The 13351-nt window shown below is 75.1% G+C and carries 12 protein-coding genes; 3 read left to right on the plus strand and 9 right to left on the minus strand.

All coding sequences use genetic code 11. The features are described from left to right. Positions 1-32 precede the first annotated feature (32 nt). Both BLS43_RS21545 and BLS43_RS21550 read left to right on the plus strand, forming a co-directional pair. Entirely contained in the window at positions 33-548 is a 516-nt protein-coding gene (locus tag BLS43_RS21545) for a DUF3558 family protein (RefSeq protein WP_093088090.1), read from the plus strand. 322 nt (positions 549-870) lie between these two features. Then, a complete protein-coding gene (locus BLS43_RS21550; protein ID WP_245707657.1) occupies positions 871-2913 on the plus strand; it encodes a DEAD/DEAH box helicase in 2043 nt (680 codons plus the stop codon). A 47-nt stretch (positions 2914-2960) separates the two neighbouring features. On the opposite strand, the gene ligD is transcribed toward BLS43_RS21550, so the two are convergent. The 9 genes from ligD to BLS43_RS21595 all read right to left on the minus strand — a co-directional run bounded on the left by ligD (position 2961) and on the right by BLS43_RS21595 (position 12576). After that, entirely contained in the window at positions 2961-4799 is a 1839-nt protein-coding gene (gene ligD, locus BLS43_RS21555; protein ID WP_093088094.1) for a DNA ligase D, read from the minus strand. Positions 4800-4835: 36 nt separating this feature from the next. Continuing rightward, positions 4836-5891 (minus strand): adenosine deaminase family protein, encoded by a 1056-nt coding sequence (locus BLS43_RS21560; protein WP_143030157.1) that lies wholly within the window; start codon positions 5889-5891, stop codon positions 4836-4838. Positions 5892-5923: 32 nt separating this feature from the next. Beyond that, positions 5924-7447 carry a GMC family oxidoreductase gene (locus BLS43_RS21565; RefSeq protein WP_093088099.1) on the minus strand — a complete coding sequence of 508 codons (1524 nt, stop codon included), beginning with the start codon at positions 7445-7447 and terminating at the stop codon, positions 5924-5926. Continuing rightward, positions 7434-8042 carry a thiamine pyrophosphate-dependent enzyme gene (locus BLS43_RS21570; protein ID WP_093088102.1) on the minus strand — a complete coding sequence of 203 codons (609 nt, stop codon included), beginning with the start codon at positions 8040-8042 and terminating at the stop codon, positions 7434-7436. Before BLS43_RS21570 ends, BLS43_RS21565 begins: the two co-directional genes overlap by 14 nt. After that, complete coding sequence (locus BLS43_RS21575) at positions 8039-8539, minus strand: thiamine pyrophosphate-binding protein (protein WP_093088105.1); 501 nt, start codon at positions 8537-8539, stop codon at positions 8039-8041. Before BLS43_RS21575 ends, BLS43_RS21570 begins: the two co-directional genes overlap by 4 nt. 12 nt (positions 8540-8551) lie before the next feature. Next, positions 8552-9550: an aromatic ring-hydroxylating oxygenase subunit alpha gene (locus BLS43_RS21580; RefSeq protein WP_093088108.1), complete on the minus strand. Its 999-nt coding sequence runs from the start codon at positions 9548-9550 to the stop codon at positions 8552-8554. A gap of 202 nt (positions 9551-9752) precedes the next feature. Then, positions 9753-10400 (minus strand): glycosyltransferase family 2 protein, encoded by a 648-nt coding sequence (locus tag BLS43_RS21585; RefSeq protein ID WP_093088111.1) that lies wholly within the window; start codon positions 10398-10400, stop codon positions 9753-9755. Further along, the gene (locus BLS43_RS21590) at positions 10397-11662 is read right to left on the minus strand and encodes a bifunctional PIG-L family deacetylase/class I SAM-dependent methyltransferase (protein ID WP_245707658.1); all 1266 of its coding nucleotides are present in this window, start codon (positions 11660-11662) and stop codon (positions 10397-10399) included. Before BLS43_RS21590 ends, BLS43_RS21585 begins: the two co-directional genes overlap by 4 nt. Then, positions 11659-12576 (minus strand): acyl-CoA/acyl-ACP dehydrogenase, encoded by a 918-nt coding sequence (locus BLS43_RS21595; RefSeq protein WP_093088113.1) that lies wholly within the window; start codon positions 12574-12576, stop codon positions 11659-11661. Before BLS43_RS21595 ends, BLS43_RS21590 begins: the two co-directional genes overlap by 4 nt. A 139-nt stretch (positions 12577-12715) precedes the next feature. Between BLS43_RS21595 and BLS43_RS21600 the strand changes: the two genes are divergently transcribed. Beyond that, positions 12716-13261, plus strand: a complete 546-nt coding sequence (locus BLS43_RS21600; RefSeq protein WP_093088116.1) for a Dps family protein — start codon at positions 12716-12718, stop codon at positions 13259-13261. Positions 13262-13351: the final 90 nt, after the last annotated feature.

The raw sequence follows: 13351 nt of genomic DNA on the forward strand, positions 1-13351 counted from the left end.
GACGATCCGGCCGTCACGGACGAGTACCCGGCATGACTCACCAGCGGGGCCTCTCCGCGATCCTCCTGCTCGGCGCCCTGACCCTCGCCGGCTGCGCGTCCACCACCGCGGGCACGCCCACCGTCCAGGAGGCTCAGGAGCAGGCGGCCTCCCGGCTCCCCGGGGCGGACGCGGGCCCCCCGATCGACGGGTGTGCCCTGCTCAGCGCCGCCGAGGTGAGCGACCTGATCGGCGCGAACGACGGCGGGCGGCCCTCCGGGATCTCCACCGCGGGCGGCGGCTGCATGTGGGAGAACCAGACCACCTACCACAGCGTGACCGTCGAGGTCGGGAACCCCGGCTCGGCACCCGGCGGGGTGCTCCCGAAGTGGGACCCGATGCTGGGCGAGGAGCGCAAGGTCGGCACCGACATGCGCGACATCAACGGCGGCATCGAGTTCGCGGCGGGCGACCGGGACTGCATGGTCCAGGTCTCCACCACGGACGCGGCGGCGGACCGGGCGAGCGGGCTCGCGCTCGTCGAGAAGGTGCGCCAACGGGTCGGCTGAGCCGGTGTCCCCGGTACCGGGGACACGCCGCTCCTGCGGTCCGGACCCCCCATCCCGTACGATGGACACGGCCGCGCGCCTTCCGGGCTGGTTCCAGCCCTCGGCGCCCGCTCCGTCGAACCCCCGGGTGATCCTCCCGGCGCGGCAGCCGCGTCGGACCCCGCCCTCGACGGCGGTCGTACGCGCACAGCCTCGTGCGCGGCCCGACCGGACTGTCCCTCAGGAGGAGTTCTTGGCTCGACGAGGCAGGCCCCAGACGCGGGCTCGCCGCCCCGCTCCGCGCCGTGAGCGCACCGGGGACGGACCCACCGATGTGCTGTCCGTGCTCGCGCGCTCGGTCCGGGAGGTCGAGGGCGCGCTGCGCCACGGCCGCGTCACGCCGACCACGCGCACGAAGTTCCAGGCCGTGGCGTTGCTGCTGCGCGAGGAGCGGGCCCGGGTCAAGGCCGGTGAGCTGACCGAGCGGCAGAAGACCGAGCAGCTGAAGCGGATCGACGGCGTCGCGAAGGCACTGGCGATGGGCGCCGTGCGCGAGCCCACCCTGCTCGCCCTGCTCGACGAGCACGCCGCCGTCTCCGACGAGGCCCGCGCGCTCGCCCGGGAGGTGCTGCTCAAGGCGGGTGTCGAGGTCGAGCCGGAGCCCGAGCCGGTCACCCCGGTCGAGGAGGCCCCGGCGAAGCCCCGGGTGGTCCCGCAGGCCGTGATCACCCGGCAGATGGCGAACCCCTTCCTCGCCCCGGACTTCTCCGCCGCGCGCCCGGCCACGATCCGCCCCACCCCGCTGGCAGGGTGGGAGCTGCTGGGGCCGCTGCTGCGCTCGTTCGAGCGGGCGAGCAGCGGGGCCCCCGCGTGCATGGAGCTCCCCGAGGCCCTCCCACGCATCGCGGGCGGGCGCGAGCTCATGCCCCACCAGGCGCGGCTGGTCCAGGCGGCCGCCGAGGGCCACCGCACGTTCCTGCTCGCGGACGAGCCCGGCCTCGGCAAGACCGCGCAGTCGCTGCTGGCCGCGGAGGCGGCGGACGCCTATCCCCTGCTCGTCGTGGTGCCGAACGTCGTCAAGACGAACTGGGCGCGCGAGGCCGGCCTCTGGACCCCGCGCCGCCCGGCGACGGTGATCCAGGGCAACGGCGACTCCATCGACGGGTTCGCGGACATCGTCGTGGTCAACTACGAGGTGCTGGACCGGCACGTCGGCTGGCTCGGGGACTTCGGGTTCCGCGGCATGGTCGTCGATGAGGCGCACTTCATCAAGAACAAGTCCTCGCAGCGCAGCAAGCACGTGCTCGAGCTGGCGGACCGGATCCGGAACTTCACCCCGCGCCCGCTGATGATGGCGCTCACCGGCACCCCGCTGATCAACGACATCGAGGACTTCCTGGCCATCTGGCAGTTCCTCGGCTGGATCGACGGCGAGAAGCCGCGCGCCGACCTGATGAACGCGCTGACCGCGACCGGCTACAACCCGGCCGACCCGGGCTTCTACCCGGCGGCCCGGCAGGCCGTGGTGGACCAGGGCATCGTGCGGCGCCGCAAGGTGGACGTGGCCGCGGACATCCCGGCCCGGCGGATCGCCGACCTGCCCGTGGAGCTCGACGGCGCCGCGGGCCGCTCGATCCGGGCCGCCGAGCAGGAGCTCGCCCGCCGCCTGGTCAAGCGGTACACCACCGCGCTGGACGCCCGGCGCGGCGTCGAGGTGGTCGAGGGGATCGACCACGACCTCGTCGCGCAGGTCGCCCGCTGGGAGCAGAAGGACGCGGCCGAGGCCGGGTCCGGCGACAACGTCTTCGGCATGATGCGCACCATCGGCCAGGCGAAGGCGGCGCTCGCGGCGGACTACGCCGCCCAGCTGGCCCGCAGCGCGGGCAAGGTGGTGTTCTTCGCCAAGCACGTGGACGTGATGGACGCGGCCGAGGAGCTGTTCGAGCGGCAGGGGGTGCGGTTCTCCTCGATCCGCGGCGACCAGACCCCGCGCGTGCGCCAGCGCAACATCGACGCGTTCGTCCAGGATCCCGAGGTCGCGATCGCCGTCTGCTCGCTGACGGCGGCCGGCGTGGGCCTGAACCTTCAGGTCGCGTCGAACGTCGTGCTGGCGGAGCTGTCCTGGACGGCGGCCGAGCAGACCCAGGCCATCGACCGCAGCCACCGCATCGGCCAGACGATGCCGGTCACGGCCTGGCGCATCATCGCCGCCCAGACGATCGACGCCCGCATCGCCGAGCTGATCGACAGCAAGGCGGGCCTGGCCGCCGTCGCCCTCGACGGCAGCGACGAGGAGATCGGCAACTCCACCGACGTCCAGCACGCGGCCCTGGTCGCCCTGCTCACCGACGCCCTCACCAGCGACTCCGTCGCCCGTGCGCGGTAAGTGGTGCTCTAGCACCACTTACCACTCACGAGCGGCGGAGCCGCAGGTCAGAGGCGCGGGAGTTCCTGTTCGTGGCCGATCAGGGCGCGGAGGGGATCGCCTGCGGACTCGAGGCGCTCCAGGACCGTGTGCAGGGTCCAGCGGTCGGGGCGCAGGGCGGGATCGTCGAGCTCGTCCCATTCGATCGGCACGCACACCGGCGCCCCGGGCCGCGGCCGCGGGCTGAAGGGCGCGACGAGGGTGCGGTTGCGGGCGTTCTGGGTGTAGTCGAGCCGGATGCGGCCGTCCCGACGGTCGGTGTGCCACTCCCACGACACCAGCTCGGGCACCGTGCGCCCCACCGCCTTCGACAGCCGCTCCACCCAGCCGCGGGTCTCGGCGAAACGGTAGCCGGGGCGCACCGGGATCCGGATCTGGACACCGCGCTGCCCGGTCACCGTCGGCCTGCCCTCGACGCCGAGGTGGGCGAGCGCCGTGCGGTGCAGCCGGGCCAGGACCAGGACGTCGTCGAAGTCGGTGTCGGGGCCGGGGTCGATGTCGACCAACGCCCAGTCGGGCTCGTCCGGCCGGGCCGCGGACGACGTCCACGGATGCAGCTCGACGGCGGCGTGGTTGGCCATCCAGACGAGCGTGGCCGTCGAGTCGACGACCGCGTACCGGCGGGACTCCCCCGGCTCCGCGTCGGGGTTCTCCCAGGTCCGCACCCAGTCCGGGGCGTGCGCCGGGAGCTCCTTCTGCCAGAACCCGGGGGCGTCGATCCCGTCCGGGAAGCGGTGCAGGTTCACCGGGCGCCCGGCCAGGTACGGCAGCAGGTGCCGGGAGACGCGGGCGTAGTAGTCCACGAGCTCCCGTTTGGTGATCCCCGGGAACAGCTCCTTGTCCAGGTTGGTCAGGGCCACCTCGCGGCCGCCGACCGCCCAGCTCCCCTTCCGCCCCGCCGGCGGTTCCGGCGGGTGCGCGGCACCGGGGACGGTGATCTCGCCGGGGTCGCGATCGGGCCGCAGCCCCCGCCACACGGTGTGCCGCAGCCGCCCGTCGTGGGTCAGCGTGCGGTACTCCACCTCCCCCACCAGCCGCGGCTCCACCCAGGTCACGCCGCGGGTGTACTCCCGCGGCACCTCCTCGTCGAAGGGGCTGTCCGCGCGCACGAGCGGTCGCAGCTGCGCCAGCAACCGGGTCAGGGCGGCCTCGGAGAAGCCGGACCCGACGTTGCCGAGGTAGCGCAGTGTGCCGCCGTCGTAGGCCCCCATGAGCAGGGCGCCGAGGGTCTTCCCGCGGTTGCCGCGCCCGGCCGTCCACCCGGCCAGCACGACCTCCTGCGCGTGGAACAGCGCGGTCTTGACCCAGGACTCGCTGCGCCGCCCGGGCAGGTAGCGGCTGGTCCGACGCTTGGCGACGATGCCCTCCAGCCGGTGGTCCCGGGCCACGTCGAGCCCCTGCGCGGGGGTGACGTCGGTGAACGACGGGGTGACCGACACCCGCCCACCCGCGATCCCCAGGCCGGTCAGGCGTTCCCGGCGGGCGTCGTAGGCCTCCTCGACGACGGGGGTGCCGTCCACGGACAGCACGTCGAACAGGTAGAGCTGGACGGGGACCTGCGCCAGCAGCGGCGCGCCGGGTGCCCGGACGTGCATCCGGTGCTGCAGCAGGCCGAAGTCCGGCCTGCCGTCCGCGGCCAGGGCGACGATCTCGCCGTCGAGTACGAGGTCGCGGTCCACGGGGAGGGCCGCGACGAGCTCGGGGTAGCCCGCGGTGACGTCGTTGCCGTTGCGCGACACCAGCCGCACCGCGCCGTCCCGGATCTCGACGAGCGCGCGCACCCCGTCCCACTTGAACTCCACGGCCCAGCCCGGCCCGACCGGCGGCGGGCCTGTGGTGGCGAGCATTGGCTGCACGGGGCCCAGACTGTCACGCCGGCGCGCTCAGGACGGCGCGGAACCCGAACCCGGCACGGAACCGAGGGCGGCGTCCAGGGCGCGGATCTGGCCGGTGAACTCCGCCCGCAGCCGCTCCTTGCGGTCGGCGGGCAGCCAGCTCGCGTCCACCCCGGCCAGGGCGATCCGGGCGCCGTCCGCGGCCCCGAACCCCATGGCGGGCAACGCCTGCGCGTACTCGCGCCCGAGGTCGGTGCGGAAGAACGTGGGGTCGTCGGTGCTGAGCGTGACGTTCAGCCCGGCCCGGATCATCCGCGCGACCGGGTGCTCCGGGGTCATCTCCCAGCCCGAGAGCACCCGGGTGGAGTACGGCGTGCAGGTGAACGGGATCTGCAGCGCGCGGGCCGCCTCGACGACCGCCGGGTCGTCCAGGACGTGGTAGCCGTGGTCGATGCGCGCGCAGCCCAGCTGCTCGATCGCGACCGTCACGGCCGCCGCCGTGGAGCCGGGGATCTCCGCGACGTGCGCGGTCCGCCGCAGCCCGTGCCGCTCGGCCAGCGCGTACGCCTCGACCCAGAGCTCGGGTGACTCGGTGTTCTGCGGGGTCAGGTAGTCCTGGCCGATGCCGAGGACCTCGGGGCGGCCGTCGTCGAGGATCGTGCGGACCAGGTCGAGGGCCGACGCGGGCGGACGCTGCCGCGCGATCGCCGGGATGATCCCGAACCCGACGCCGAAGTCCCGCTCGGCGGCCGCGAGCCCGGCGACCATGGCGTCGAGCACCTCGGCGTAGGGGATGGGGAACAGGTCGGCGTTCACGAAGTACTCGCGGTAGCGCAGGTTCCCGGCCGCCACCGCGTCCTCGACGGACTCGTAGGCCACCCGTTCGAACACGCCCTTGTCCGCGAAGACCGGCTGGGCCGCCTCGAACACGGTCAGGAAGTCGACGATGTTGTCGTAGTCGAACAGGACGTCCGGGTCGTAGGAGGGCAGCGGCACGTCCCGGGCCCGGGCCAGCTCGACGAGCGTGCTCGGGCGGATCGTGGCGACGAAGTGGCAGTGCAGCTCGACCTTCGGCAGCAGCCGCAGGTAGTCGGCGAGATCCATGGTCTCCTCCTCGATAGGGGTGCAGACGGCCGTCACCCGGCCGCCCTGAGCAGGTCCGCGGCGCGCTCGGCCACCGCGATCACGGGCGCGTTGGTGTTGCACGAGGGCAGGCTCGGGAAGACGCTCGCGTCGACCACCCGCAGCCCGTCGACGCCGTGCACCCGCAGGGCGCGGTCCACCACCGGCCCGATCGCGGCGGTGCCCGCGACGTGGAAGAACGTCGAGGTGGCGAGCCGGACGAACGCCTCCCGTTCGCGCGCGGTCAGCAGGTGGTCGGGCGCGGCCGGGCCCGCGGCGACCGCGCCCAGTGCCCCGGTCCGCCCCAGCTGCTGCACGAACTCGACGCCCGCGCACAGCGCCTCGACGTCCTGCGGGTCGCCGAGCAGGTTCGGCCGGATCCGCAGCGGGGCGGTGGGGTCGGTACCGGTCAACCGCACCTCCCCCAGGCTCCGCGCGCGCATCAGGCCCGGGGAGAGCGCGAAGACCGGTGGGGTGAGGTCGTGGCGCGCCGCGACCTCCGGGGTGGCGTGCGGCCCCTGGACCACGAAGGCGTGCAGGTCCGGGCGCTCGGAGCCGGGCGAGCACCAGTTCAGCATCGCCCCGCCGCCGGTGCCGCGCACCGGGCCGAGCGGCTCCCGGGCGCGGAACGTGATGCCGGTGACCAACGGGTGGTCGGCCAGCCGGTCGCCGACGGGGAGGTCCGCCCGGACCGCGATCCCGTGCGCGCGCAGGTGCGCCGCGGGCCCGATGCCCGAGAGCATGAGCAGCCGCGGGGTCTCCAGGGCGCCGAGCGCGAGGACCACGCCGCGCTCCGCGCGCAGGACCCCGCCGCCGGGCTCCCCGCGGGCGGGCCGCCACCGCACCCCCACGCACCGGTCGCCCGCGAACTCGAGCCCGACCACGTGGGTGTCGCACCGCACGTCGAGGTTCGCGCGCCCCGCGACCGGCGCGAGGTACCCGTCGGCGGCGCTGTGCCTGCGCTCCCCGCGCACGGTGAACTCGGGGACGGTGGCGCCGAGGTTGGTGGCACCGTTGGCGTCCGCGATCCGGGGCAGACCCGCCTCGACGGCGGCGTCGAGGACCGCGAGCGCGACCGGGTGCGGGTCCGCCGGTGCCTCCACCCGCATCGGCCCGCCGGTCCCCCGCCACGGGTCGGACCGTCCCGCGTCCTCCGACCTGCGGAAGTACGGCAGCAGGGTGGCGAAGTCCCAGCCCTCGCCCCAGGCGTCGTAGTCGGCGGGGTGGCCGCGGTACCAGAGCATCGCGTTCGTGGCGCTGCTCCCGCCGAGGACCCGCCCGCGCGGGATCGCGATGGGCCGGTGCAGGGTCGGCGCGGCGGGCTCGTAGGCGTGGCCCCAGTCCAGCGGGCCGCCGATCAGCTCCGTCCAGCGGGCCGGGTCCGCGACGGCGGGGCCGCCCCGGGCGGGCCCCGCCTCCAGCAGCACGACCCGCACCGACGGGTCGTCGGAGAGCCGCCGGGCCAGCACGCACCCGGCGCTCCCGCCGCCCACCACGATCCAGTCGGGCCCGGTCGCCGCCGGGTCAGTTGTGCTCACTGGGCCCCATGATCACGATGCCCTCGCTCTCCTCGACGTGCCGCACGAAGACGTACTTGTCCTCGCGGCCGTCGGAGTGCTTCCGGCGGATCCCGGGCACCGTCTCGCCGGACACCTTGGCCACCACCAGGTACGGGACCTCGGCGGCGAGCCCGGCGGCGCAGTGCGCGGCGAACTCCTCGACCGTGCGGGCGGTGTGCGCCTCGGTCACGCCCGAGGCCCGCGCGATGCCCGCGAGGTCCACCCGGCCCGAGGCGGTGTGCGTCGGCGGACCGCCGATCGACTGGTAGCGCTCGTTGTCCCAGACCACCACGAACAGGTTCGGCGGCTGCTCGTTGCCGAGCGTGGCGAGGATCCCGAGGTTGAACAGCAGCCCACCGTCGGTGTCCAGCGAGACGACCCGGCGGTGCGGCAGCCCGACGGCCAGCCCGAACGCCTCGGGCGTCACGCACCCCAGCTGCTGTTGGAACAGGCTGGCCGCGCGCATGTGCGGGGCCGCGGTGTACCACTCGTCCACGCTGCCGCCGAGGGAGAGCACCACGAGCTCGTCGGTCAGCAGACCCGCGAGGGAGACCATGCAGTCGTAGCGCCTCATCGCACGATCTCCCCGCCCAGCGCGACGGCCGTGTGGTAGTAGCTCGAGTAGGCCAGCTCGTAGGCGTCCACGATGGACTGCCGGATCTCCTGCTCCCGGCGCACCACCCGGTACGGGATCCGCAGCGCGCCGAGCACCGGTTCCATGGTGATCCCGTGCGGCACGGCCCACCAGTTGTTCTCGCCCATCTCGCCGCGGTAGCTCATCAGCATCACGACGGGGATCCCGGCGCCGAGCCCCATGCGCGCCAGCGGTTCCACCGACGCGCGCAGCCCCGAGTTCTCCATGACCAGCACCGCGCGTCTGCCCGAGAGGAAGACGCCACCACAGATCGCGGCGCCCTCGCCCTCGTTCGTCACCCGGATGGTGCGCAGCCCGGGGGCGGCGTCCATGGCCGGGTAGAGCGGCTTGAACAGGGAGTCCGGCAGGTAGCAGGCGATGCTCACCCCGGCCTGGGCCAGCCCGGCGAGCACCTCGCCCACCGCGGAGTCGTGCATGGATCGTCCTTTCTAGACGGTGAAGAAGGCGCCGAGGCCGAGGTCGCGCAGCGCCCGCCGGTAGGCGACGGAGCTGCGGTCGGCGGGGATGTTGACCTCGATGCGCGGGTCGGTGGGGAGGTTCTCCGGCCGCTGGCGCTCCACGATCACCCGGTCCTCCTCGAACACCCGCAGGTTGAACTCGACGACCTCGGCCTCGGTCTGGTCGGTGAAGACGTCCTTGGCGACCACCCCGAACAGCCGGGTCTCCCGCGGCCCGACGGGTGTGGCGGCGTTGAGGATGCCCAGCCGCCCGCCGTCCGGGAAGTGGATCACCAGGGTCGGGGTGAACGGCAGGTGCATCGCGTAGGCCCGCAGCCACCGGGCGCCCGGGAAGGGGTTCACCGTGCCCGCGCCGACGTTCGCGACGGTCGACCAGTAGTCCACGGTGAACCCGAACGGCGCGGGCTCCGTGCGGTACGGCGGGACCTCGGTGTTCTCCGGGTCGGCGAAGGACGCGATGTGCACGAACGCGAAGTGCCCGACGTCGAGGAACCCCTCCACCTGCCGCCCCGCGAACGCCCGGACGTCGAACGGCGGCAACACCACGGTCTGGAACCCGGGCTCGTCGAACTCGGCGAACCCGGGGAGCGCGCCGACCGGGTCCCCGACGCACGTCCAGACCAGCCCGTACCGCTCGCGGACCGGGTACGGGCGCAGGTGCAGCCGCTCCGGGATGCGGGCGCCCGGGTGCGCGGGCACGGCCACGCAGCGTCCGCCCGCGCCGAACCGGAGTCCGTGGTAGGCGCACTGCAGCGCCTCACCCCCGGTCCCCATGCTCAACGGGACGCCGCGGTGGGGGCACAGGTCGTCCGCGACCACGACCTCGCCGCCCGCGCGGTAGACGACCAGGTCCTGGTCCAGGAGGCGGGCGGACAGGGGCGCGTCCACCACGTCGGCCGAGCGCGCCACGGCGTACCAGTGGCCCGCCAGGATCGCCCGGTCCGCCGGGTCGAAGAGGGTGTCGCTCACCGCACCTCCGCGTCGTGTCGCACGCGGTGGCGGCCCTCGCACCCGACACCAGAAGGGGGTCCTCCTCCGCAGGGGAGCTGCGGATCGTTCACCGGGTCGTGCCGGACGGACGTGCCCACCGTCGTGCCGCGATGTTGCCGCCAGGTCCTCTGTGGGGTAACCGCTGCGTTAACCGGGGGTTCGGTCGACCCGGCGGGGCGGCTCAGGCACCCAGGCCGTCGAGCAGGCCGTCGAGCAGGTCGGCGAGACCGCCCGCGGCCCGTCCGGTGGTCCGCGCGCTGGTCCGCACCCGGACCTCCGGCGGGCGGACCACGCGGAACCCGGCGTCTCGCAGGCGGGCGAGCAGGGCGTGCTCCTCCCCGTGCGGGACGGCCGGGAAGCCGCCGACGGCGTGGTAGGCGGTCGCCCGGACCCCGAGGTTCGCGGCGTAGGCGTGCCCGTCGGTGCCGGTCAGCAGGCGCCGGTAGCGCTCGGCCGCCACGCCCGGCAGCTCCGCGTCCAGGTCGACCGGACCCGCCACGGCATCCGCGCCCGCCGCCGCGTGGCGCAGCTGGTCGGCGACCCAGGTCGGCGGGACGACCGAGTCGGCGTCCGTGTTGCACAGCCAGTCGACCGGCGGCAGGTGCCGCACGCCCAGGTCCCGGACCTCGCCGACCGTGCGGGCCCGACCGGTGCGCACCACCCGCGCGTACGGCGCCGCGACGTCCGCGGTCCGGTCGGTGCAGCGGTCGGCGACGACGCAGACCCAGCCCGGCACCCCGGCGTGGCGGATCGCGGCGTGCACCGCGCGCAGACACTCCTCGACCCGGTCCTCCTCGTCCCGGGCCGGCACCACCACCCCGACCCTCATCGGCGCCGGAGCACGTCGAGCAGGAACTCCTCGTCGCGGTGCTCGACGAGCGGAGCGAACCGCGGGTCCGCCCGCAGCAGCCGGTGCACCTCGGCGGCCCCCTGCGGCGCCTCGGCGGGCAGCCCCCGCCAGTGGACGACGACCAGGTCGCCGCCCGGCACCAGGGACTCCGCGATGCGGTCGGTCGCCGCCGCGAGATCGGTGGGCGAGAGGTAGTAGAGCACCTCGCTCGCCACCACGAGGTCGACGCCGCGGGGCACCGCCGCCGGGTCCGGCAGGGCCGCGTCGAGCACCCGGACGTGCTCCCCCGTCGGTTCGCCGCGCGCGAGCTCGGCGGACACGGGATCGGACGCGGTGACCGCGTCGCACCGCGCAGCGAGCGCCGCGGTCAGCGCGCCGGTCCCGCACCCCGGCTCCGCCGCGTGGGTGTAGCGCTGCCGGGGCAGACAGGCCAGCAGGATCGCCCGCTTGCGCTCCTCGTACCAGCGCGACCGCGTGCCCCAGGGGTCCGGGTCGGCGGCGTACAGCTCGGCGAACCGGCTCAGCGGCGCGCCGTCGGCGGGTGGCAGCCGGAAGAACAGCTCCCGGTCGCCCGCGAAGTGCGCCAGCACGTCCGGGGGCAGGATCGGCTCGTCGGGCGCGGTCTGGGAGACGAACCGCCCGATCGCCGCGGCCTTCGCCGCCCGGGCCCGGTCGTCGAGCCGGTGGACGAGCGCCGAGGCCCACGGCACCGGGACGGCGTCGGGCCGGTTCCACGGCATGAGCCAGATCGGGTAGCCGAAGCAGTGGGTCCGGGCCGCGGCGGCGCGGCGGGCCGCCCGCCCGGCCGCGGCATGGTCGGGATGGGGGTCCTCCGGCCACGGCGCGAGGCAGGCGTCCGCCTCGGCCAGCAGCGGGCGCAGGGCCGCGACCAGCGCGTCCTCGTGCGCGGCGAGGTCGGAGTCGGGCAGCCCCAGCCAGGTCACGGACTCCGCGCGGCCGCCCAGGTCGGCCCAGGCCGCGTGGAGCTCGGCTCGCCGGGTGGCGGCGAGCTCGGCGGGCGGCGTGCCCGGGTAGGCCGCCTCCCCGTCGGTCGCGACGACCAGGTGCACCGGCCCGCCGGCACGGTCGAGCGCCTGCAGCAGCCCGGCCGCGGCGAGGGTCTCGTCGTCCGGGTGGGCGGCGACGACCACGACGCGGCCGAGGTCGGTGGGCATCGGGGCGAGGTCGCGGGCGTCGAGGGCCGCCGACCACTCGGCGACGTCCACGGCGGGGGCGGTCACAGCAGCGTCTCCCCGAGTGCGGCCAGGTCCCGCTCGCCGTGGTGTTGACGCACGTAGACCCCCAGGTCGGCGAGATGGTCGGCGAGCCCGGCGGCGAGGGCTCCGACCCCGGCGGCCCGCGGCACCCGGTCGAGCACGTCCCGACAGAGCGCCTCGGCCGCCGCCCGCGCGACGGCGACCTCGCCCGCGTGGGCGGCCTTGGGCGCGGCGTCGATCAGCTCCGCGGTGCGCTCCAGCAGCGCGTCCACGGCACACACGCCCGTGTGCAGCGCCCCGAGGTGGGCCAGCGCATGGGCGTCCGTCCCGGACGCCAGGCGCTCCCGGAGCCGGTCGACGGCGCCCACGGCACCGCCGAACCAGACCGCGGCCACCCCGCCGCCGCCCCAGGCGAACCCGGGCCGCGCGGTGTAGAAGCCCGGCTCCCCCACCAGGTCGGTCACCGCGATCCCGCGCAGCTCGACGTCGATGCTGTCGCTCGCGCGCATCGCCGCCGCCCGCCACGTGCCCTCCACGCGGTGCACGCCCGGATGCCGCAGGTCGAGGTCCACGATCCGGCTCCCGCCGGACGCCTCGGCGACGACAAGCGCTCGGTCCAGCTCGTGCGCGCCGGAGCAGTACCGGACCCGCCCCTGCAGCGACCAGGCCCCGACGGCCCCGGCGAGCACCGCACCCGTGCCCTCCGACCGGGCCGCCCACACCCCGTAGCGCGCGCCCGGGGTCGGCTCGGCGCCCGCCTCGGCCAGGATCGCGAGCGCGTCCGCGTGCCCCTCGGCCAGCCGCGCGGCGGGCAGGTCGGCGCGCCCCCAGGCCGCGAACCGGGCCCACCGTTCGACGGTCGAGCCCTGGCCCGGCGGGGGCGGGAGGTCGTCGCCGTCCGACGACGGCGACCCGGACGGCTCCGACAACAACGACACCGGTGGCTCCTCCCCGCTCGTGACGGAGCGCGGGATACCCACCGAGCGCGCGGCCACTCACCCGGACTGATCACGTTTTCGGCCGGCCCCGACGGGTAGCTCTGGGTCGAGCACACATCGATTACGGGAGGATTTCCTCGTGGCCAGCGTCTCCTACACCGTCCCCGGTCTCGACACCGGCGCCGCCGACCGCGTGGTCGGCCTGCTGCAGATCCGCCTGCACGCCCTGAACGACCTCGCACTCACCCTCAAGCACGTCCACTGGAACGTGATCGGCCCGCAGTTCATCGCGGTGCACACCATGCTGGACCCGCAGGTCGAGGCGGTGCGCGCGATGGTCGACGACGTGGCGGAGCGGATCGCGACCCTCGGCGGCTCGCCGAAGGGCACCCCCGGCGCCCTCGTCGCGGAACGCACCTGGGACGACTACTCCATCGGCCGGAACGACGCGATCGCCCACCTCGCGGCGCTCGACCTCGTGTACTCGGGCGTCATCGCGGACCACCGCGGGGCGATCGAGGAGACCGAGAAGCTCGACCCGGTGACCCAGGACCTGCTCATCGCCGAGGCGGGCGAGCTGGAGCAGTTCCAGTGGTTCGTCCGCGCCCACCTGGAGAACGCCGACGGCACCCTCCGCCAGGCGAGCGCCTCCTCCGAGACCGAGGCCGCACAGACCGTCTCCTGATCGGGTTCCGACCCTCCCCGTCCCACCACGGCCGCCCGCCGCCCCGGGCGGCCATCCGGACCGCCCCGGGACGCTCGGCCATCCCCGAGC

The sequence above is a fragment of the Pseudonocardia oroxyli genome, assembly GCF_900102195.1.
Classification (GTDB): Bacteria; Actinomycetota; Actinomycetes; order Mycobacteriales; family Pseudonocardiaceae; genus Pseudonocardia; species Pseudonocardia oroxyli.

Bases quoted from the DNA above. Each gene is read 5' to 3' on its own strand.
- BLS43_RS21560 (WP_143030157.1), bottom strand. From the start codon at position 5,891: ATGGATCTCGCCGACTACCTGCGGCTGCTGCCGAAGGTCGAGCTGCAC.
- BLS43_RS21585 (WP_093088111.1), bottom strand. From the start codon at position 10,400: ATGAGGGTCGGGGTGGTGGTGCCGGCCCGGGACGAGGAGGACCGGGTC.
- BLS43_RS21575 (WP_093088105.1), bottom strand. From the start codon at position 8,539: ATGCACGACTCCGCGGTGGGCGAGGTGCTCGCCGGGCTGGCCCAGGCC.
- ligD (WP_093088094.1), bottom strand. From the start codon at position 4,799: ATGCTCGCCACCACAGGCCCGCCGCCGGTCGGGCCGGGCTGGGCCGTG.
- BLS43_RS21570 (WP_093088102.1), bottom strand. From the start codon at position 8,042: ATGAGGCGCTACGACTGCATGGTCTCCCTCGCGGGTCTGCTGACCGAC.
- BLS43_RS21545 (WP_093088090.1), top strand. From the start codon at position 33: ATGACTCACCAGCGGGGCCTCTCCGCGATCCTCCTGCTCGGCGCCCTG.